This is a genomic window from Arthrobacter cupressi, from assembly GCF_900099975.1.
Classification (GTDB): Bacteria; Actinomycetota; Actinomycetes; order Actinomycetales; family Micrococcaceae; genus Arthrobacter; species Arthrobacter cupressi.
Genome location: NZ_FNEI01000006.1, coordinates 46842 through 68880, shown reverse-complemented (window position 1 = coordinate 68880; position 22039 = coordinate 46842). Strand labels below are relative to the sequence as shown.

At 65.1% G+C, this 22039-nt stretch carries 15 protein-coding genes; 7 read left to right on the top strand and 8 right to left on the bottom strand.

The window, feature by feature from the left end:
• Positions 1-7: 7 nt before the first annotated feature.
• Entirely contained in the window at positions 8-1285 is a 1278-nt protein-coding gene (locus BLP88_RS08785) for a ParB/RepB/Spo0J family partition protein (protein ID WP_074588519.1), read from the top strand.
• 5870 nt (positions 1286-7155) lie between these two features.
• On the opposite strand, the gene trxA is transcribed toward BLP88_RS08785, so the two are convergent.
• The 5 genes from trxA to BLP88_RS08760 form a co-directional block, all read right to left on the bottom strand.
• A complete protein-coding gene (gene trxA / locus BLP88_RS08780; RefSeq protein WP_074588517.1) occupies positions 7156-7482 on the bottom strand; it encodes a thioredoxin in 327 nt (108 codons plus the stop codon).
• A 41-nt stretch (positions 7483-7523) separates the two neighbouring features.
• Positions 7524-8480: a thioredoxin-disulfide reductase gene (trxB, locus tag BLP88_RS08775; RefSeq protein WP_074588516.1), complete on the bottom strand. Its 957-nt coding sequence runs from the start codon at positions 8478-8480 to the stop codon at positions 7524-7526.
• Between the two features lie 314 nt (positions 8481-8794).
• Entirely contained in the window at positions 8795-10558 is a 1764-nt protein-coding gene (locus tag BLP88_RS08770; RefSeq protein WP_074588515.1) for an ABC transporter substrate-binding protein, read from the bottom strand.
• 142 nt (positions 10559-10700) lie between these two features.
• Entirely contained in the window at positions 10701-12737 is a 2037-nt protein-coding gene (murJ, locus tag BLP88_RS08765; protein ID WP_074588513.1) for a murein biosynthesis integral membrane protein MurJ, read from the bottom strand.
• A gap of 28 nt (positions 12738-12765) precedes the next feature.
• A complete protein-coding gene (locus tag BLP88_RS08760) occupies positions 12766-13266 on the bottom strand; it encodes an NUDIX hydrolase (protein ID WP_074588512.1) in 501 nt (166 codons plus the stop codon).
• Between the two features lie 195 nt (positions 13267-13461).
• Here BLP88_RS08760 and BLP88_RS08755 point away from each other — a divergent pair, with 195 nt between their 5' ends.
• From BLP88_RS08755 to BLP88_RS08740, 5 genes are all read left to right on the top strand, one after another.
• On the top strand, positions 13462-14952 hold the full coding sequence (locus BLP88_RS08755; protein ID WP_074588511.1) for a CCA tRNA nucleotidyltransferase: 1491 nt from the start codon (positions 13462-13464) through the stop codon (positions 14950-14952).
• 38 nt (positions 14953-14990) lie between these two features.
• Positions 14991-15533 (top strand): histidine phosphatase family protein, encoded by a 543-nt coding sequence (locus BLP88_RS08750; RefSeq protein WP_074588754.1) that lies wholly within the window; start codon positions 14991-14993, stop codon positions 15531-15533.
• A gap of 671 nt (positions 15534-16204) precedes the next feature.
• On the top strand, positions 16205-16345 hold the full coding sequence (locus tag BLP88_RS18955; protein WP_175453523.1) for a hypothetical protein: 141 nt from the start codon (positions 16205-16207) through the stop codon (positions 16343-16345).
• Positions 16346-16509: 164 nt separating this feature from the next.
• Positions 16510-17991: a glycosyltransferase family 87 protein gene (locus tag BLP88_RS08745; protein WP_175453526.1), complete on the top strand. Its 1482-nt coding sequence runs from the start codon at positions 16510-16512 to the stop codon at positions 17989-17991.
• Positions 17984-19435, top strand: a complete 1452-nt coding sequence (locus BLP88_RS08740; RefSeq protein WP_074588509.1) for a phytoene desaturase family protein — start codon at positions 17984-17986, stop codon at positions 19433-19435. The genes BLP88_RS08745 and BLP88_RS08740 overlap by 8 nt, the downstream gene beginning before the upstream one ends.
• On the opposite strand, the gene BLP88_RS08735 is transcribed toward BLP88_RS08740, so the two are convergent.
• Both BLP88_RS08735 and BLP88_RS08730 read right to left on the bottom strand, forming a co-directional pair.
• Complete coding sequence (locus BLP88_RS08735; RefSeq protein ID WP_074588508.1) at positions 19432-20151, bottom strand: YceI family protein; 720 nt, start codon at positions 20149-20151, stop codon at positions 19432-19434. The two genes, BLP88_RS08740 and BLP88_RS08735, sit on opposite strands and share 4 nt — an antisense overlap.
• A gap of 83 nt (positions 20152-20234) precedes the next feature.
• The gene (locus BLP88_RS08730; RefSeq protein ID WP_074588507.1) at positions 20235-20840 is read right to left on the bottom strand and encodes an NAD(P)-dependent oxidoreductase; all 606 of its coding nucleotides are present in this window, start codon (positions 20838-20840) and stop codon (positions 20235-20237) included.
• Positions 20841-20932: 92 nt separating this feature from the next.
• Here BLP88_RS08730 and BLP88_RS08725 point away from each other — a divergent pair, with 92 nt between their 5' ends.
• Positions 20933-21328, top strand: coding sequence for a winged helix-turn-helix transcriptional regulator (locus BLP88_RS08725; protein WP_074588750.1), 396 nt, complete (start codon positions 20933-20935; stop codon positions 21326-21328).
• A gap of 4 nt (positions 21329-21332) precedes the next feature.
• Here BLP88_RS08725 and BLP88_RS08720 read toward each other — a convergent pair whose 3' ends face one another.
• Positions 21333-22025, bottom strand: a complete 693-nt coding sequence (locus tag BLP88_RS08720) for an ABC transporter ATP-binding protein (RefSeq protein ID WP_139163344.1) — start codon at positions 22023-22025, stop codon at positions 21333-21335.
• Between the last annotated feature and the right edge of the window lie 14 nt (positions 22026-22039).

The window sequence follows — 22039 nt, the reverse complement described above, 5'->3', positions numbered from 1 at the left end:
TAAACACATGAGCGAAAAGCGTCGCGGATTGGGCAGAGGCCTTGGTGCGCTCATTCCCAGCTCCGCTTCGGCTGGTGTTGCAGGAAACGGCGCCGGAGCATCGCGTCCGGTAGACCTGTTCTTCCCGGAAGCGAAGAAGGCCGCTCCTGCGCCGCCCGCCTCCGAAGCGCCTTCGACGACGGCGGACAGTCCTGCTGTCCAGGAGAGTCCTGTGGCGGAGAGGAAGCCCGCGGCGCGGACGTCCTCCAAGGCAGCTTCCGCTGCAGCCGATTCGGCTCCTGCTCCTTCCGCTGCAGCCCCCGCTTCCAAGGCGAAGACCGGCGCGGCGAAGAGTGCAGCCAAGTCCTCACCCGCGCCTGCAGCAGCGGAAAATTCTTCGTCCCCTGCACCGGCGAGCAAGTCATCCCGCCGTGCTCCCGCGAAGGCAGCTGCCGCCTCCGAGACGGCGGAAGTCGAACTTGTCGACGTGCCGGGCGCCCGCTTCGCTGAAATCCCTGTCGGCGACATCCACCCGAACCGGAAACAGCCCCGAAGCGTCTTCGATGAAGACGACATGGCGGAGCTTGTTCACTCCGTTAAGGAAATCGGCGTCCTCCAGCCAATTGTTGTACGTACTTCAACCGAAAAAGGTGGAGAACCGTACGAGCTGGTCATGGGTGAGCGTCGTTGGCGTGCGGTTCAGGCCGCCGGCCTGGAAACCATCCCCGCAATCGTCCGCGATACAAGCGACGACGACCTTCTGCGTGATGCACTGCTGGAAAACCTCCACCGCAGCCAGCTGAACCCGCTGGAAGAGGCTGCCGCTTACCAGCAGTTACTCGAAGACTTTGGCACCACTCACGAGGAGCTCGCTGACCGCATCGGCCGGTCCCGGCCCCAGGTCTCCAATACCCTGCGGCTCCTGAAGCTGCCGCCCTTGGTGCAGCGCAGGGTGGCCGCGAGTGTTCTCTCTGCCGGCCACGCGCGGGCGCTTCTCGCTTTGCCGGATGCTGCTGCCATGGAACGCCTCGCACAGAAGATCGTCGCCGAAGGCATGTCAGTGCGCGCCACCGAGGAAGCAGTTGCGTTGTACCAGGAACCCGCGACGCCTGCGAAGAATAACATTCCCCGGCCAAATGCCCGCCACGAACGCCTTGATTACTTGGCATCCTCGCTTTCGGACCGCTTGGACACCAGCGTCAAAATCACGCTTGGTGCGCGCAAGGGTCGCGTGAGCATCGAGTTTGCCAGCGTTGAGGACCTGAACCGCATCATGGAGGTTTTGTCGCCGGGGGCGGACTCCTAGAGTTACTCGGCTGGGTTGAGGGGCGCTTTCTTTTGGGAAAGCGCCCCTTTTTCTTTGTTTCTCCCAGGTGTATGTACTGATCTTCTTGGCGGGTTATGGCCGGCGGTGCTATTTGGATTCACGTGAAACTGGCGCAATGCAGACCAGCTTGAGTTTTCTCGCGTTCTGTACAGTGCGCGTCTACGGTGCCGAAGTGTGTATGGGCCGATTTGCGGTGTCGAGCTCTGCGCTTTAGCCGTGTTGTGGCCCCCATAGGGCGCCGATGGCCCCACGTCGTTCCGAGGCTCAATGGCACCGAAAGTCTAACGCTACACGGGGGCGGACGCTGCGGCTGAGTAGCTTGTGGCGGCGATCTACCCGGCGCGGGCCGGTGAATCCGCTTCGTTGGGCAGGCGGATCCCCTCCTATTGTTGTTCGGTCTCACTCGTCTGCCGACTATTCTCTTCCGCGTCCAGCGTTGGTGCGAAATGGGTTGTACTGAGTCGGTCATCTGCGGGTGGTCGGGCTGCCCGCGTTCGGCTTACCTGGCCAATCACCCTGAGAATGGATCAGGAACCGCATTATGAATCAGAACCGTTATGCGCACGCTGCTGGGCTGGATTCTTCTGTGTCATTCCACCCACGAAGCGCTCACATCGGCCTCGAATATCGCAACCGCTTGCATGTTTGATGCTCTCTGTCCGCGAACCAATAGTTTCCGAGTCTCTCGGGTGCGATATGCACTAAGGTTCGGACGCTTGGCGAGTCCACAAAGAGGTGGATGCACCGACATTGTGCTTTTGAAGGGGGTTATTACGGCCCGGGATTTCCGACTGTCCGCGGGTGCCACGGAGGCTTAGGGCCCCTGAGACGCCTCTGCTGCCCTTTTGGTGGCCTCGATGACCCATCATGACCCATCCCGGGGTGGCGGCCCCGGAATGCGGCATGGCGCCAGTCTGTGGATCCCGTCGGGGGGGCTCGTGATCTCCTGGGGCTGGGTTTGCCGGCGCCGACCGAGCCCGGGCGAATCCGTGGCAAAAGGAGTCCTCGCCGGGCACACGTGGCCGGGTGGCCGGTAGGTTCGTTCAACGGTCCCTCCCCTGGATCCACGACAGGTGTTTCACGTGAAACACCCGCAGCGCAGGCGACGCGCGGGCGCCTGTGGCCGTCGTGACAGGCACATTGCAGTTGGGGAGCCATTTCATCGCGGTAGGCCCCATTAGTCTTTGGCCTCCCGCGCCGGAAAACTTCTTCACTTGGCTCTAATGCCTGTATTCAGCGTCTTTCCGTTCTTGTTGGTCTATCGCGCACGCCCTGGTCCGATGCGCGGATGGTCTGCAGTCTTGTGGCTGGCAGAATACGCTGCGCTGTATCGTGGCCCAGGATTACGCCGCACTCTATCGCGGCCTGGGGACGCACTTGCTGTGCCCCTGGTCCCGGGACTTTCGCGCCGTTTCACGTGAAACATGGACGCCGGAAGATGTCCAATTCCGGCCCAAAGTACATAGGTTCAGCGGCAGCCCCCAACAGGCGTGGACAAGCTATTTCCGGCCTTCGCAGCGCTTCACGGCAATACAGCGAAGACCAGTAGCTGGCGTGGTGCCCGACGGGCTGTTGCGCACTGTTGCGCAACGGGCATGCTGGCCTCGCGAACGAGGCCAGGTCCACCAGAGCTGCACCGGCTGCGGCAGATTTCGTGAATGCATGATGTGGGGTTTGCAGGCTGGCTTCGCGTAAGGGCTCCAGAAATGATCGTATTGTTTGCCCAAAAGCTGTGGTAATTGAGTGAGCGTCTCCAGGAGCCGTATTGATGGGCCTGCAGCGGATAAGATCTGACACCGCTATTGAGGCCGATCGTGTTATGGAGTTGCTGACAGGACGCGAGCTTGGAAGGCTGCGATTCGTGCACCGCCTTGCCTGCCTGCTGGAACCGGAGACGCCTGTAGGTTCCGAGCGATCGCACCTTTGCCTGGAGTCCCGGTGGTCAGAACGCTGGGATCTTCAACCGTGCTCATCGACCAAGACAGCCACTCTGTCCACTCCAAGTTTGTGCAGTATCTGAACTCTCCGCTGGCGGAGGCGCAGACGGGTAGTTGCGTGTGTCCGCCGCATGCTGGGAACGCTCCGCCAAAAACCGTCAGCCGCCGACAAAACGCCAATCGCGACTCGCCCAGTCTTGTCGCCGTTGACTTCCGCTGGCGGGAGTGTGACCGTCCTCCTGCTGTGGTCGCGTGACCAGGAGGCTGACAACTGGCTCACCGAGTTTGCCTCCTGAGTGCTCCTATTTCTGCCCGCGGTGCAGTCCAGGTTCCTACACCCATGGGACTCCTGCGCCTGCGTTGCACGCCACGATTACACTCGACTGGACGGACGTTTTGGAGTGCATGGGCCGGCTTTGCGGTTGTTGAAAACAGGTCAGCGGTCGGTGGATATCGCTGTGGATAACTTTGTGGATTGCTGGTCAGCGTGCATCGTGTGGCGAAGGGTTGACGTGCCTGATCGCCCCACCCCACGGGAGGGTGAGGCGCCGGATCCCCTGCCTGCCTATCCCCGTTTCACGTGAAACATCCAGAGAGGAGATAATCTTTTGTTCTTGGAGCCTCTTTTGGGCGAATTTCGCGCCCTTCAGGGTAAAAGATCCATTCAGTTGCTCGTTCCCGCAAGCACTCGGGCCAGCCCTACTCGCAGTTGATACCTCGATGTTCCTGGCTCGTCTTCGGGGGCCACGGAGCCCCCTTAAAGTGACCTGTGCATTCGGCTGTGGATAACATTGTGCATAACTTTGCAGCCGCTGGTGGATAACTCTTTCGTGAGATGCGTCATCCCGAGCAGGCGCAGGTACGTTTCGCTGGCATCATCGGATGTCTAGCTTGTACCTGGTGCGGAAATCGATCGGGCGGGGCCTCGTCGTAGTGACGAATTCCCGCGGCGTTAGGCGGGCCTACCTACCCCGGCCCGGTGGATGCTCGCTACCTCTCACAACGAAGAAGGCAGCCGAAGGTTGAGTCGAGCGGCGCGCGCTCCGGTGATGCCGTTGGCCGGTAGTTCGCCACGCGCACGCCTCTCGGGAGGTATCTTCTACGTCAACCTCGGACCCGTCGGCTTTGCCGAATTGGCGCTTCCGTAGCAGGTGTCGGCATGCACAGACCACTCACTGTCGGCTTCTTCCCGCTGAGCTGCGGAGGCTCTGCCGGGTGGCTGTAAGGAGCGGTTTCCCGGATCAAGATCTATGTCGTGCGGTGTGCGGGCACGAGGCAAGCTGCCTGCCGCTAATCCTTTTCATCCTGTTCCAAGCGGCTACCCAAGCAGCGGTGAGCATGGCGGTTGAGGGCGCCTCCCGAAGTGGCACGCACTGACGGGCTGGCCACACCTCGCAGTTTCACGTGAAACACAACGACTCGCTACACGGCCGTTAGCGTCGATGTCGGATGGTAGGTTCCACGGCAACTCCCGCGCCGGTGGGGCCGACGTCCGGCGCTGTGCGTGCTGGGCCATTAGGCCGCTAGCCGCAGATGGGGGCCGCCGTGAGTAGCCACCCGCGGGCCGGTAGCCAACCCGCGGGGTGGTAGCCAACTCGCGGGGCGGTAGCCAACTCGCGCGCCGGTAGCCAACTCGCGGGGCGCCCGCTATTCCGAGGCCTGGATAGCTATGACGTACCCCCAGCACGCCTCCCGGAAGGGCAGATAGCGGGGGATTGAAAGTCGTGCGGGGGTGCACGATTAGGTACGACCTTCGGCTCAAGAGCAACCAAGGCAGTGCCCGGTCTTCGCGGATCTGGCCACTCCAGGCGCTCGAAGGAAGCGGTCCCGCTGTGCTCGGTGCTCGGCGCCCGTTTTGATGCACCGGGCATCACCACCGCTTCCGGGACGCAAGCCCGGCGGTGGATTGCGTCAGCCTGCGGTGCCATCGTAGGCCGACAGCTGCGCAGCAATTTGGCTGGGCGGACACTTTGGTGGCGCGAGGGGTCCGGCGCGGAAGATTCGTGTTTCACGTGAAACAGAGTTCTGCCTCCACGTATCCAAGTGAGGCCGCCGGCAGATACGGATTCCCATCGGCTTCAGCACATAGAATGCTGGACGCAACGGCGGCCTTGCGGGGGCCGAGCATCAGGGGTCGACGAACTGGCGGGCCTCAATGTGCGGGTGCTCCGGACGGTACAGTTGGGAACCCCGACCTGAGCGTTGGGTGGGGTCGTTTGGGGGGCCAGTAGGCAACGTCGCCTGCTTGCTCGTATTGGGACAGGTCAGACGCTCGTAACGTTCTACCTTCTCGAGGAGCCTGGCGGACCTGTGGGCACACTGGAGAAGTGTTGCCTCGCTCGCGTCGAGCATGCGGTGCAGTTGGCCAGATTTCGTGAGTCCGATTGGGGACCGAAGAAAGGAAGGGCCGCCGCCTATGGCAAAGAAGACCGGGAGGGTTTCCGACGCTGGCTGATCACAGAAAGAGCGGAGTTCGGAATGCTGGATGAGTTCCATACTCCTACTGTCCACGAGTCTTGCAGGAAGATTGAACAGGGATTCCACGCGCTCCGGGATGTGGAGGCGGACGGACTTAGGCGGTGCAGGATTTGAGGAACTCTCGGTGTGAAACGTTGCGAATACTCGTGAGGCTGTGCAAAGTCAGGCTGACCACGCCCTGGGAGTAGCTCCAACCGAGTGCGCGTCTCACGAGGACAGAAGGGACACGATGACGGCGCCTCCACAGATAGCGGGTGGGCATGAGTATCTAGACTGGGCGCTACGATCCTCCCCCGAATTCCTGAACCCATTCGAGCCGGTGGATGCATTAATGTCGCTCCGGAGTGATCCCCGGGGCACAGCAAGTTGGGCAAGAGGCTAGGCGCCGGGTTGGTATCTCAACGAGTTCGAGCTTCATGACTCGGTAAGCCCCGCACCACGTTCGGGTTATGCCTCTGCACCGGTTCTCAAGTAGCCCGGAACAGGACCATGCACTTGTGTGCGGAACAGTCATTCGCAGCACGCAGCCTGACTGAAGCGGTCAGGGCGGACACATTCAGGGGGCCTGGCGCGCAGGACGGGAGCTCGTACGGCGGACTTGGGCACTAAGACCGCATTCACCACCGGCGGGTCAGCGTCCGGTAGACGCCTTGATTAAGCGGCCGAAATGGGGCCGAAGCTCGGTCGAAGGATCGGAACACACCCAATATCTGGGCGCCGTTTCCGCTACAGCCACTGGGAGGGGTTGGAATCTGACGGTAGTCGGACGGGCCGGTTACTGCCGACCAAGGCCAGATAATCGCTGCCGGCTTCCTCGCATGTGTTCAGCCTATGGACCGCGCTGGGCATGGCGAGGCTGGCAACCCAAGTATCTGCTGCAAAGTGGGAGCGGATCAGGAAACCCTGAGGGCGAGCGTGAAGTATGCCGTTAAGTGTTCTACGAGGAAGATCGAGGTCTGCAATCGGCCGGTCGACCGATGAGTGTCTCAGCTCTGCTGGATCCGCCCTTAAAGGCGACTATTCGGTTCACGGGCTCTAGACGCCGGAAACAATCGCCGTGAATAAGGGATCGCGAAGGCGGGCCTTGGTGTTTCACGTGAAACTCTTTCGGCGGCGGTACCGGCAGCGAGGACAGGCGGATTCCAGACGCCGGTACCGCCCGGTTAGCCATGTACGGGCGCCCCGAAAAAGTCCTGCCCTGTCGGGGGCGCTCCTGACGCAGGGAGCCTGCTTGAAACAGAAGATGGTTTATCTGCGCAGCAGTACAGGGGTGGGGTTCGCCAGCTGCCCACCCGGTTCGCCAGCTGCCCACCCCTGTTCGCCGGAAATGGCCAGTAGACGCCACGAACGCCTTGCAATCAGGGTACGAAAAAGGCGGCCGCTGCTCCGATGAGCAACGGCCGCCGGCTTCAGCGGATTGACCTGGGAAATTCCCTAGGAGAGGACCGCTTCGAATTCTTTCTCGAAGAACTGCTTCGGCTTGGCGCCGATGACGGTGTTCTTCACTTCTCCCCCGCTGAAGAGGTAGACGGCGGGGATGGAGGTGATGCCGTACTCGGCAGCAATGGCGGGGTTGTCGTCAACGTTGACCTTGACGACGTCCACCTTGTCACCATACTCAACGGAGATCTCGTCGAGGATCGGGCCCAGCTTGCGGCACGGGCCGCACCACTCTGCCCAGAAGTCCACAATGACCGGCTTGTCTGCGTTCAGGACATCGGTGCCAAAGCTTGCGTCAGTAACGTCTTTTGCGTTGCTCATTCTTTCGTTCCCTTCGTAAGGACTGTTGCCGGCTGCTCAGCTCAGCCGTGCAGTTCTGCCAGGTAGTGCTCGACATCAAGGGCGGCCACGCAGCCGGAACCGGCTGCGGTGATGGCCTGGCGGTAGCTCGGATCGATAACGTCGCCGGCCGCGAAGACGCCCTTGATGCTCGTCTTGGAGCTGCGGCCCTGGACGGCGATGGTGCCTTCGGGAGTCAGCTCAAGCTTGTCCTTGACGAGCTCGGTGCGCGGATCGTTGCCGATCGCCACGAAGACGCCCGTGACAGCCAGTTCGGACTCGGTGCCGTCCACCAGGTTCTTCAGCTTCAGGCCGGTGACCTTGTCGCCGCCCACGACGTCTTCGACGGCGGTGTTCCACACGAAGTTGATCTTCTCGTGGGCCTGGGCGCGGTCGCCCATGATCTTCGAAGCCTTCAGGGTGTCGCGGCGGTGGACCACGGTGACCGACTTGGCGAACTTGGTGAGGAAGAGCGCTTCCTCCATGGCGGAGTCGCCGCCGCCGATCACGGCGATGTCCTGGTCCTTGAAGAAGAAACCATCGCAGGTTGCACACCAGCTGACACCGTGGCCGGAGAGGCGCTTTTCGTTCTCCAGTCCAAGCTCGCGGTAAGCCGAGCCCGTGGACAGGATGACGGCGCGTGCCTGGAAGGTCTCCCCCGTGGCGATGGTGACCGTCTTTATGTCGCCCTCAAGCTCGAGTTCGGTGACGTCTTCGAACTGGATCTCGGTGCCGAAACGGGCAGCCTGCTTCTCGAAGTTCTCCATCAGATCCGGGCCCATGATGCCGTCAGGGAAACCCGGGAAGTTTTCGACGTCGGTGGTGTTCATCAGTTCTCCACCGGCCGTGACCGAGCCGGCGATGAGCAGCGGCTTCAGGTTGGCGCGTGCCGTGTAGACAGCCGCCGTGTAACCGGCCGGACCGGAGCCTACGATGATGACATCGCGTACCTGCGACGCGGTGTTTTCTGCGTTGCTCACTGTTGGGTGAACCTCTTCCTTAGTCGATGCACCGGTCTCGAACCCGGCCACATGGCACAACCCCGTGGCGCCTTTGAATATTCCGGTGGTTCCGGGGACCTCATATCCACCACATTCAGGGTACCGTCTGGTGTTCCTGCCCAAGGCCGCCGGCCCTGCCGCCCGTAACACGACCGCAACCTCCCCGTGAAAGCTGCCCGACGGCGTCGGGCAGCTTTCACGGCAGCGGACGGAAGGCGGGCTGGCAGCTTGCCCTTAAATGCGTCAGCGCCGGAAACCGCACCGCGGTCACCGGCGCTGACAGCGCTCCGGTGCTACTGGACCTTGACCTCGGCAAGCCGGAGGCCGAAGCCGAACTGAGTCTTCGGGGCGGCAAGCTTGGGCAGCGTCTTGATGTTGATGATCACGTACTGCGCTGTGGTGGGCGAGCTGAGCGGCATGGTCAGTTCAGGCGAAGTGAAGCTGTTGGTGGCCACGAGTTTGGCACCTTCCATTGCCGGGCGGTCGTTCGTGTAGACGCTGATGCTTCCACCCGAGGCACCCAGCTGGCTGAGCGTGACCGACTTTACTTCGGCGGGCTCCTTGAGCTTTACGACCAGGGGTACGCCTTCGGGGGCAAGACCGCCCCAGTTCGCGGTGGCAAACTCCATGTTCGACCAGAAACTGGCGGCGTTGCCATCGAAGGCCTTGGCCAGGTCCTTGTCGTAGGTGCCGGCGAAGTCGAAGTCGCCCTGGCGGGTGATTTCTTCGATGGCAGGAGCTGCCGCGGCGGGCGGGGCGCTGGAGTTGTTGTCGGAGGTTCCCGTGTTGCCGGCATCCGCGCTGGAGGGCGCGGTGCTCTGCTGGTTCGCGGCCGGCGGGTTGTTGTTGGTGCCGAGCAGGCCGCCCAGGGTGTTGACTGCAAGGATCAGCCCGACGACCAGGACGGCGGCAAGGATGCCGCCTACCAGCCAGCGCATGGACCGAGGCTCCCGCACCGGCTCCTCGTCCTCGTAGTAGTCGTCGTCCTCGTAGTCGTTGGTCTGGGTACGCGCCGAGGCCGGGAAGTTGCTGGCCCCACGGTCGTAGGGTCCCCCAGCAGAGCCCGCCGCAACTCCAGCACCAGCCGCACCAGAAGCACCAGAAGCACCAGAAGCACCGGCTCCGGCGAGGTCGTCGTCGGACCAGAGGGAAACCTTCGGGGTTTGTTCGGCCGCGGGAGCCTGCTGTGGGGCAGCCTTCGGAACCGCTGCAGGGGCCGGGGGCACCGCCTGCGCGGCCGGAACTGCCTGGGTGGCTGGCGGCAGCGGCGAGGCGGGGGCGGGGGTCAGCGGGGCGGGCGCAGTGTTTGCCGGTGCCTGCGACGCAGCGGGCGGGCGGGAAGCAGCCGGTGCCGTGGGTTCGGCATCTCCGGGCCCCGCGGGCGCGGGGCTGTCGGCGTCGTCATGGACCGGCTCGTTCCCGGTCTTTCCGGCGCTCTTCACTGCGGCAGCGGCCGCAGCCGCGGCGGCTCCCGCACCTGCTGCGGCGGCAGCGATGCGCGAACCGATGCCGCCGGCGGAACCAGGCTTCGACGCGGGCATCGGTGGAACAGCGGCTCCCCCGGCGGCCTGTCCCTGGCGCTCGGCAGGAGCTGCGGTGTAGTTTCCGGGGTCGTCGTAGTTGATGTACGCGGCCTCGTGCTCATCGTCGTCGTACAGTCCGTCATAGGTCTCGGGCTCGTGCGAACGCGCCTGGCCGAAGATTTCGCTGCCGAGGGTGTCGGTGAAGAACGGCTCCACATAGGGAGGATTGGTGGCCACCACAAGGTCCAGCAGGTCCGGAGCCGTGCTGTGGTTGGCGATGAGGTAGGTGGTGCTTTCGCTGACGCCGAGGTCCAGGATCTGCACGTTGCCGGGCCGCTCACCCGTGGCCACTTCGCGGGCGCTCTGGGCAAGCTGGTCGGCGTTGCCGGGGCCGGCGACAAGGATGCTGACCGGCCGGTTGAGGACCTGGTCGACGCCGTCGAGCACCAGATCGTGGTCGTGCGAGGTCAACACGGTGGCGGTGACCTTGTAGCGGCCGCCGAGTACTGATCCGACGTCGATCGGTTGGGACACTGGCTCCTCCTAGGCTGTCCGGCAGCTGCGTTGCCCTTTCCCGGGGCTCCCGGTCAGCCGGTTGACCCGTGGCCTGCAACTACCTCTCAGCTTCTGATCCTAGCCGATTGAGCTGGACCGGCCCGGTGTCCGAAGGCGCAAGTTACTCCTGGTTCCTGCGTTTTCGGCCACGGCGGGAGGCTCCTTCGGCCGGGTCCTGGCGGGTCCGCCTGCCGGGCAGCGGAACGTCGCGGCGCAGCGGAGAACTCCGGAGCCGGGAACCCCGCCCGGCTGCCTGCTTGTCTTCCTCGGGAAGATAGCTGCGGGCTGGACGGGTCCAGCCTGCGTGTTCGTCCTGGGGTTCCGCTCGGCCGCCGGGACCAAAGGAGGAAAGGTCGGGCCCGGCACGGAAGGACGCGGCGTCGAACTCGCCCGAGATGCGCGGAATCAGGCCGGTGTCATCGGAGACCGTGGCGCGTGCCGCCGTCGGGCTTTCCGCAGCAGTGGCGGAACCGCCGCGGCCGAGGCGGCCCAGCAGCGGGCGGAGGAGGTCGCGCAGTTCGGCAACGCGGAAGAGGCGGAGGAGCAGCAGGTAGGCGAGCAGCATGACGGGCCCGACGACGACGATCGTCACCAGGGCGGCGGGCCGGCTGCTCCACGCGAATCCGTCCGCCCGGTAGCTGCCGAGCAGCCACAGCGCGAGCGTGCCCGCGATGGCCGAACCGAGCGCCGCGTAGCCCATCCGGATGTAGGAGTTGGCGATCCGTGGACCGTCCACGTGGCCCAGCAGCCGGCGCAGGAAGCCGACGCTGATCACCACGGACAGGATGTTCCCGAGCGTGTACAGCACGGCGATGGCGAAGATGATCCGGTCCACCGGCAGGAACTGGATGACGAAGGCTCCCGCCACGTTCACGCCCGCCAGGATGACCTGGATGAAGAAGGGCGTGCGGGCGTCCTCATTGGCGTAGAAGACCCGCGACATCATGAAGTTGGCGCTCATGAACGGCGTGCTCAGGGCCAGGATGGTGAGGGTCTGGGCGAGCATCACGCCGTCCTGGGGCTTGCCGCCGGAGAAGAACATGCCCAGCGGACCGGCCAGGGCGAACAGCGCCAGGGCACCGAAGACCGTGGCGACGGCCATGGTCCGAAGTCCGTGCGAAAGGGCCTCACGCAGCTCGGCGCGGTTGCCCGCCTGGGACGCGTGGGTCATCCGGTTGAAGAGCACGGTGGCCAGGGACAGGGCAATGATCGAATGCGGCAGCAGGTAGAGCTGGCTTGCTACTTCCAGCACCGCGTTGCCGGGCAGAGCTGCCGCCGCCTCCCTTTCGCCCGCGTGCTCCAGGCGGAGGCGTTCGGCGCCCGGGATCGTGGCGATCTTCATGACATACAGGAACGCCAACTGCCCGACGGCGGCCGTCAGGAGCGTCCAGACGCTCAGCTTTGCTGCCCGGCCAAGTCCCACGCCCCGCCAGCCGAAGCGCGGACGCAGGCCGAGGCGCAGCCGGAGGACCGGAATGAACAGCACCGCCGTTTGGGCGACGACGCCAATGGTGGAGAAGCCGGCGATGAGGAAGGTCTGGAAGGGTCCCCAGTTGTCCAGGGTGTGCGGGTTGACGTAGTTGGCGCCGAGGAGCCAGATGAACATGCCGAGCCCTGCCATGGCCAGCACGTTGTTCACGATGGGTGCCCACATGGCGGGTCCGAAGGCGCCGTTGGCATTGAGGATCTGGGTCAGGAGGGCGTAGAGGCCGTAGAAGAAGATCTGCGGCAGGCAGTAGAACGCGAAGGTGACGGCCAGGGCTTTCTGCTGCGGCGAGTAGCCCTGGGTGGTGAGGTCGATGACCACGGGGGCCGCCAGTGTGACCAGCAGCGTCAGCCCCAGCAGCACCAGCACTGCAAGGGTCAGGAGCCGGCTGACGTAGTCCGCTCCCCTGTCCGGACCCCTGCTTGCCTTGATGATCTGCGGCACCAGCACGGCATTGAACACGCCGCCGGCCACCAGCAGGAAGATCAGGTTGGGCAGGTTGTTGGCATTGATGAAGGTGTCGTTGACCGTGGAACCCAGGCCCAGGGCGGCCGCCAGCATCCAGGTTTTCGCGAAGCCGAGGAACCGCGAAACGAGGGTCCCGGCGGCCATGATGGCGCTGGAACGGGCTTCTCCGGACTGGACGGACTGGTTGTTTTTGGCAGCAGACATTGCGCTAATCGTCCCATGAGCTGTGTGCTCAGAGATGTTCCGGCAGGACTTCCTTGGCCAGATCCGCGATCCGGCGCTCGTTGGGGAAGGAGAGCTTCCGTGCCAGTTCGTGCAGCGGAACCCAGGCGGCGTCGATGGCTTCCTGGTCGGGATCGTTCTCGATTGTCAGCTCGCCGCCGGTGGCCCGGAGCAGGAAGTGGTGCACGGTCTTATGGACCCGGTGGCCGCTGACGGTGAACCAGTAGTCGATGCTGCCGAGCGGGGCCAGGACGTTGCCCTCGATCCCGGTTTCCTCGGCGATTTCGCGGACCGCGGCCTCTTCGTTGTTTTCCTTGCCCTCCGGGTGCCCCTTGGGCAGGCACCACTCAAGCCGGCCACCCCTGTTAAGGCGGGCGATGATCGCAACCCGAAGTTCGCCGTCGGAGGTGTCCACCACCACGCCGCCGGCGGACACTTCCTCCACTGTGGGAAGCGAGGCCTGGGCCGGGTGCGGGGCGGGCGCGACGTGCGCACCGATTGCCGACGGCAATGGTGCGTTGGTCCTCCTGCCTGGAGCACTCGGGATCGGGTTGGCCATGAAGTCCACTCTAACGACTCTTGCCCGGACTTGATGACCGGGACATGGACTCATGGTTGCCTGCCGGTGACGCGCCGCAGTAATCGCCGGGCCGATGCCCGGACCGGGTGTGAGCGGGCGGCGAAAATCTGACAAGCTTAAGGGACTATGGCGCAGGTATTGGACAGTTCTTCAGTCAACTTCAAGCTCGACCCGGTGGTGCTGGACCTCGGGCAGCGCTTCGTTGACGCCGGATTCGAGCTGTCCTTGGTGGGCGGGCCCGTGCGCGACCTCTTCCTGGGCCGGACCTCCCCGGACCTGGACTTCACCACCGACGCCACCCCCGAGCAGACCCTTTCCGTCATCAAAAAGTGGGCGGACAACTTCTGGGACATCGGCCGGGCATTCGGCACGATCGGCATGAAGAAGGCCGGCTTCCAGATCGAAATCACCACCTACCGGGCCGAAGCCTACGACCCCGACTCCCGCAAGCCCATGGTGGCCTTCGGCTCCTCGCTTGAGGATGACCTGCTGCGCCGCGACTTCACCATCAACGCCATGGCACTGCGCCTGCCCTCCCTGGAACTGGTGGATCCCTTCGGCGGTGTCCGGGACCTCCACGGCGGAGAACTGGCCACGCCGGGCGCACCCGAGGCCTCTTTCTCCGACGACCCCCTGCGCATGATGCGCGCCGCCCGCTTCGCGTCCCAGCTGGGCGTGTCGGTGCATGACGACGTCCGCGTGGCCATGTCCGACATGGCGGACCGCATCAAGATCATTTCGGCCGAACGGGTCCGCGAGGAACTCGTGAAACTGATCAACGGCGCCCACCCGCGCACCGGCATCGATCTCCTGGTGGACACCGGGCTGGCCGAGTACGTGCTGCCCGAGGTGTCCGCCCTGCGCCTGGAATCCGACGAACACCACCGGCACAAGGACGTCTACCAGCACTCCCTCCAGGTCCTGGAGCAGGCCGCCGCCCTGGAGACCGGACCGGACGGCCCCGTGCCCGGCCCGGACTTCGTGCTGCGCTTCGCCGCGCTTATGCACGACGTCGGGAAGCCGGCTACGCGCCGTTTCGAACCGGGCGGCGCGGTGAGCTTCCGCCACCACGACGTGGTGGGTGCCAAGCTGACAGCGAAGCGCATGAAGGCGCTGCGCTTCGACAACGACAGCATCAAGGCCGTGGCGCGCCTGGTGGAACTGCACATGCGGTTCTACGGGTACGGCGAGGCCGGTTGGACCGACTCGGCCGTGCGGCGCTACGTGGCGGACGCGGGTCCCCTGTTGGAGCGCCTGCACCGGCTGACCCGCTCCGACGTCACCACCCGGAACCAGCGCAAGGCGGACCGGCTGTCCTTCGCCTACGACGATTTGGAACAGCGCATTGCCGCCCTCGCGGAGCAGGAGTCCCTCAACGCGATCCGGCCTGACCTGGACGGCGGCCAGATCATGGAACTGCTGGGCCTGAAGCCCGGTCCCGTGGTGGGCCGCGCGTACAAGTTCCTCCTGGACCAGCGGATGGAATACGGCCCGCTGGACCACGACGACGCCGTCGGGAAGCTTAAGGCCTGGTGGGCCGAGCAGCCCGAATCCGCCGTCGAGCAGGCCGGCGAGGAAGACCTTTCGAACCACACGCCCGCAGAGGAGTCCAAGTGATTGACCCGGTAAAGATCTCCCGCCCGCAGCTGTGGATCATGCGCCACGGAGAGACCGAATGGTCCAAAAGCGGGCAATACACCGGCCTGACCGACCTTCCCCTGACCGTCGAAGGCGAGCAACAGGCCGTGGAGGCCCGCAAGGTCCTCGAAGGGATCGAGTTCGACCTCGTGCTCACCTCGCCGCTGCGCCGCGCCCGCCGCACGGCGGAGCTCGCCGGATTCCCCGACGCCGTGCACGAGCCGCTGGCCGTCGAATGGGACTACGGCGACTACGAAGGCATCAGCTCTGACCTGATCCGCAAGGACAACCCGGAGTACCTGATCTGGTTCGACGGCGTGCCCAACGGTGAAACCCTGGATTCCGTGGCGGCCCGGGCGGACAAGCTCATCGCCCGCGTCCTGGAGTCCGGAATGGACAATGTCCTGGTGGTGGCACACGGACATTTCTCCCGCATTCTCACCGCCCGCTGGCTCGAATTGGACGCCCGGGAAGGCCGGCACTTCCTCCTTGGAACCGCCAAGGTGTGCACGCTGGGCTGGGACAAGAAGACACCGGCGATTATCCGTTGGGGCCTCTAGGAAATTTATTTTCTGAATTATCCATGAATTAGCTGGTCAATCTCCGGATTCATGGTGTAGCTTTATTCTTGTTCCCAGAGCGATCCGCCGGGAACAAGGTATGCGTTCTGCCGGTCAGTCAGCTGGTGCGGCGCCCGAGGCGAAAAGGAGGTTGGGAAAATGATTACTTTGACTAGCGGATGGAAGATGACCGTCTCTGCTGCTGCCCCGACCTTCGCTGCCCGGCGCCCGGATTCCGGAACGCGTGCGGATTTTGGGACGCGTGCGGGAATCCGCCATTTCGGGAACCGTATTTCCGCCTGACGCGTTCCGGTGTGCCCCAGCCCCAGACCAGCCTTTCCGTATCGGAAGCCTGATTTAGCAGGGGCAGAGGTACGCCACGAACCGCCCGGGCTGACACCTGAGAGCGGAACTCCCCGCGGAATCACGCGATGGACTGGGCGAGCAGAGTCCTCATAGTTCGGAACCAGCTTCTTTGTTGGGGACGTCTGTCCATTTCCCGAAACACCCCGGGACTCCTTCGCATTTCCGTAATTCCGCTGATTACCCTCATTCTTCCTGGCATTTAGCTGCCGTAAGGTCCGCTGTTTTCTTTGAATTCAAGGGCCTTAATTGGCATGCCCGAAATCCAGGCAATTCGAACTCCTCAAACCCAGGAAAGGAGGTGAACCGTGGTCAAACGACTCATGGAACTGTTGGCCCTCAACGCCAAGCCCGCCGTCAAGGACAAGCCCGTCTTCAACGGCCAACTTCTCGACCAGCACCGCGAAGATGTCTACGCCGTCCTGCACCAGATGGGAGTCATCCGCTGAGTGCCCGCCATGAACCCTGCGAGTCAGCAATCAGGAGGGACTGATGGCGCACATCGGACCGTTCGCTCCGGAAGCCCACGCGGCTACGCGTGGGCTTCCGCCTTTTAAGCCGGGAGTACCCGAAGGCAGCCGGCAAGGTACTCGACCCAGCTATGCTCGAAGCCATGCAGGAGACCAAGCCGCACCGCAAACAGAAGCGTGCGCGCTTTGTGATTCCCACCCGCAGCGATTCCTTCCTCGCGAGGTTCACCGAAGTGGCCGGCGGGCCATTGGGAAGGCATAGCGCCCCGGGCACGGTCTCCCCCGGCTTCTTCACCGTTGAACGCGTCCTGGTCATCTTCACGGTCCTCGCAGCGCTGCTCGGGATCCTCCTGAAGGGCTACTGCCGGGTCAACGGCTGGGAAACCCCCACCCACTTCTATGCCACCTGCTACTCGGACTTCCCCGAGCTGTTCCGCAGCCGCGGGCTTGGCGAAGGCGTGATCCCGTTCTTCGACCGGGAGAGCCTGTTCGAATACCCCGTGATTATGGGACTGATCGCCGGAGCCACGGCGATCCTGGTTCCCGGGAGCGGCCTGGACCTGGAACGGATCCGCGGCTACTTCGACCTCAACGCCACCCTGGTGGTGGCGGTCTGGATCGTCACCGTCATCGCGACGGCACGGATCAACCGGCGCAGGCCCTGGGATGCCGCCATGGTGGCCCTGGCGCCGGGAATCGTCCTCTCCGGCTTCATCAACTGGGACATGTGGGCCGTGGCCATGCTGGCGGTGGGCATGTACTTCTTCGCCCGGGAGAGGCCTGTGTTGGCCGGCGTGTTCATCGGCCTGGGGACTGCCACGAAGCTCTACCCGGTACTGGTCCTGGGCGCCCTGCTCGTCTTGGCGCTCCGCAGCGGCAAGCTTCGCACCTTCTTGGTGACCGCAGGAGCCGCCGCGGCCAGCTGGCTGGTGGTCAACCTGCCGATCGCCCTCATGAACCCTGCGGGCTGGCGCTACTTCTTCGAATTCACCCAGGACCGGCCGGCCGGCTTCAGTTCGCTGTGGTTCGCCTACAACCTGGTGGCCGAACGGCTGCAGTGGATGCAGCTGCAGCCGGCCACCATCAACTCCCTCGCCCTGTACCTTTTCGTGGCCGCGTGTGCACTCATCGCGCTGCTGGGCCTGTCCTCGCCGCGGCGGCCCCGGCTGGCGCAGCTGACGTTCCTGATCGTGGCGGCGTTTATCCTCACCAACAAGGTGTACTCCCCGCAGTTCGTGCTGTGGCTGGTGCCGCTGCTTGCCCTGGCCCGGCCGCGCTGGCGCGACTTCCTGCTCTGGCAGGCCGCCGAGGCGCTGCACTGGGGCGCCGTCTGGATGTTCCTCGGGCAATACACCAGCGGTGGCGCCGCGCAGCACAACCTGGACATGCCGTACTACGTGCTGGCTGTGGTGCTGCATATGGCGGCCACGGCATATTTGATGGTCCGGGTCGCCTGGGACATCTGGGACCCGCGGCAGGACCCGCTCCGCGCCAAGCACATCGATGACCCGCACGGAGGCACTTTCGACGGCGCCCGGGACTGGCTCCGCCTGGACCTTGCCCGCCCGTCCGCATCCCTGCTCCCCTGGCGGCGCGCAGAAGCCGGGGCCGGACGCGATGGCTGACGTCGCCGTCGTCGGCTCCGGACCGAACGGCCTCGCCGCGGCAGTGGTGATGGCCCGGGCCGGGCTGGCCGTCCGCGTGTATGAGGCGTCGGAGGCGCTGGGCGGCGGCGCCCGGACGGCGGAACTGCTGGAACCCGGGCACGTCTATGATGTGTGCTCGGCCGTGCATCCGATGGCGCTGGCCTCCCACTTCTTCCGCGATTTCGGGCTGGAGCAGCGGGTGGAACTGCGGCTGCCGAAGGTCCAGTACGGCACACCGCTCGACGGCGGCCGGGCGGCCCTCGCGTACCGCTCGCTGGAGCGGACCATCGACGGACTCGGTCAGGACGGGCGGGCGTTCGGCCGGCTGATGCGGCCGCTGGTGGAGCACGTGGAGGGCATGCTGGACGTGTCCCAGAACCAGCTGCTCCGGATGCCCGCGGATCCCCTGGCCGCGGTCCGTTTAGGCCTGGCCACGCTGTCCCAGGGCGGGCCGTGGTGGAACCGGCGCTTCGCCGGCGACGCCGCTCCGGCGCTGCTGACCGGGGTGGCAGCCCATGCGATCGGCCGCCTGCCTTCGCTGGTTCCGGCCGGCGCGGGGCTCATGCTCAGCACCCTTGCCCACGTGGGTGGATGGCCTGTGCCCGTGGGCGGTTCGGGCGCGATCGTGGACGCCATGGTGCGCGACATCGAGGCCCACGGCGGGGTCTTTGAAACGGGTGTGCGCGTGCGGTCCCTCGAGGAGCTCCGGCCTGCCCGGGCCGTGTTGTTGGATGTGGCGCCGCCCGAGCTGCTGGGCATCGCCGGCGCGGCACTGGAGGGGGCGTCGGGTGCGCGCTACCGGCGGACCCTGGAAGCATTCCGTTTCGGGAATGCAGCCTGCAAGGTGGACTTCATCCTTTCCGGCCCGGTGCCGTGGGCGGCCCGTGAATTGCGCGACGCCGGTACGGTACATGTGGGCGGAACGCGCGCGGAGATGGCTGCCGCCGAGAACGAGGTGGCCGCCGGCCGCCACCCGTCCCGGCCCTACGTCCTGGTGGCGCAGCCCTCCGTGGTGGATCCGGGACGCGCCCCGGCGGGACGGCATATCCTGTGGAGCTACTGCCACGTGCCGAGGAACTCCACGGTGGACATGGCCAGTGCCGTCATGGACCGGATCGAAACCTTCGCGCCGGGCTTCCGCGATGTAGTAGTGGGCTGGAAAACGACGACGGCGGCCGGCCTGGCCGCCTATAACCCCAACTATGTGGGCGGCGACTTCGGGGCCGGGCTGATGGACGTGCGCGGGCTGCTTCGGCGCCCGGTCCTGTCCGCCAACCCGTGGCGGACACCGCTGCGCGGGGTGTACCTCTGCTCTTCCTCGACCCCGCCCGGCCCGGGCGTGACCGGCATGCCCGGGTACCACGCTGCCCGGCATGCGCTGAAGGATGTGTTCGGGCTGCAATTGCCGGAGCTGGGTCTCTAGGCGGCCTTTTCCAGATGCACCAGGAACTCGACGCTTCCGGTGTTGTCCACCTTGACGAAGCCTAGGTCCGGTGGCGTGATTCCGAAGTCTGCCAGCACGAGGCCGATGGTCCCGGAGACCGAGACCTTCGCCCCGTCGCGGACCACCTGCAGCATCGCAGTGACGTCGCGCTTCTGGCCTGCCAGCTCCAGGGTCCCCTTGGCCTCGACGGCCGCAGGAGCGGAGCTTAGAGCCGGGATGGTGACCGGTGAGGTGAGGGTGAAGGTCGCCGTCGGGAAGGTGTCCGCCTTCATTGCGGTTCCGCGGAAGTAGTTGTCGCGGTTGCCGCTGTCGGTGGCGATGCTGGCGACGTCAACGTCGATCTTCGCCGCGGTCAGCTGCGCTCCCGAGACGGTGGCAGAGCCGGTGACCTTTTCGGTCCGCCCGACGACGGTGACATCGGCGCCGTTGAGGACCTCGTCAATGCGGTAGCCGGCCTGGGAGCCGGAGGCAACGTTCCATGCGCCCTCGTCCGTCGAATCGGAAACGGCCCCCGAGGTGGCAGTGCTGGAAGGCGCCGTGCTGGCGGTGCCGGAGGGAGTTGCCACGGTGAGCGGTTCCGGTGCCGGGCCCTGGGACTGTGCGTAGATCTGCGGTCCGAAGATCGCCGCGAGGGCGGCGAGGACGGCTACGGCGGCTACGGTGATCAGGATCCAGGGTCGTTTCCTTCCGGCCACGGGACTTCCTCTCGATGTACTTGAATGTTCACGTAAACCACGACGCCGCGGCCCGGAAAGTTCCCGGACCGCGGCGACGTGCGTTAGTTGGCAGCCGTGAAGCGTGCCCGCCGGTGCGCCGGGGTCTCGATCTCGTCGAGCATGGCGACGGCGTAATCCTGGGAGGAGATGCTGTTGCCGGCGGGGGAATCCGTGGCGACCTTGTATTCGCCGGTGCGCTCACCCGGCTGGATCACGGGTGCCGGTGCGAGGACGGTCCAGTCGACGGAGTCCGGGGTCTGCCGGACCAATTCGAGCGCCTTGGCGGCGGTAGTGGCTTCTGCCCTGTAGGCCTCGGGGAACTCCGGGGAATCGAGCAGGCGCGTACCGTCGATCGTCAGGGTGCCGGCGCCGCCGACAATCATCAGCCGGGTGCCTTCGGTGTTGCTGTAGGCGGTGGCCATGGCGTCCAGCCATTCCCCGTGGTCGCCGCCGGTGCGGCTGGGTCCGGTGGCCAGCACCACGACGTCGTGCTCCTTTGCGACGTTCGCGAAGGCCTGGGCGTCCGCCTGGTCGGCGGCCTTGGCGGTGGCGCCGGCAACCTCTGCCCCCTTGCGGGAGATGGCCGTGACCTCGTGACCGCGGACGAGGGATTCCTTGACGATCTGGCTGCCGACCATGCCGGTTGCGCCGTAGACTGCGATTTTCATGTCTCTCCTTGGGGTTGCTATCCTTACCGGAACACAAAGGTATCTATTTGATACTGATAGCTTCAAAGGAACTGAGTTACCCCGTGGATACCATTGAACGCGACACCAGCGGCCTGCCCGCCGACGTCCTGAACCCCAATTGCCCGTCGCGTGTGATCTTCCAGCGGATCGGCGACAAGTGGGCCTCCCTCGTGGTTCAGGTGCTCGCCGAGGGCCCCGTACGTTTCTCTGATCTGCGCAAGATGGTTAGCGTGGTCACCCCGAAGGTCCTCACCCAGACCCTCCGGTCGCTCGAGCGCGACGGGCTGGTGACCCGCACCGTCCACGCGCAGGTTCCGCCGCGCGTGGACTACGAGCTGACGGCGCTGGGCCGCTCCCTCCTTGATCCCCTGGCGCTGTTGCGGGCCTGGGCGGAGAGCCACGTGCCGGCCATCCTCGCTGCCCGGGATGCCTACGACGACGCGCAGGACGAGGCGCTCCTGGGGTAGTTCCTCAGGCCGCGTTCCGCACCGGCGCCCCGAGCCGGCCGTCGCGCATGGTGACCACGGAGTCCGTGAGGGGCAGGAACTCGGTGTCGTGCGTGACCATGAGGGTCGCCGTCGCGAATTCATCGGTGACCCGCCGCAGCAGCCGTACAATCGCTTCGCTGCGCTCCATGTCCAGGGCCGCCGTCGGCTCGTCCACGAGCAGTACCCGCGGACTCCCCATGAGGGCCCGCGCAATGTTCACCCGCTGGCGCTGCCCGCCGGAGAGCTGGTGCGGCCGCTTGTTGAGCTCGCCGGCCAGTCCGACGACGTCGAGCAGTTCCGCCGCCCGCAGACGCGCCGCGCGCAGCGGCTTGCCGCGCAAGTGCTCGCCGATGAGGAGCTGTTCGACGGCGGTGAGTGACGGCAGCAGGTTGGGCTGCTGGAAGATGATGCCCACCGTGTCGCGGCGCAGGGCGGTACGCTCCCGGGAACCGAGCGGTGTGGCGTCCTGCCCGTCGACCAGCACCAGCCCGGAGGAGGGGGTCACGAGGGTGGCCGCCACGGCCAGCAGGGACGATTTTCCGGAGCCGGAGGGGCCCACGAGGGAGAGGAATTCGCCGGCGCCTGCGGTCAGGTTGACGGCGTCCAATGCCTTGATGGTGGAGCCGCCGTCCGGGTACTCGAGGGTGACGTTGACGAGGCTGAGCGGGATGGTCACGGTATATGCCTTTC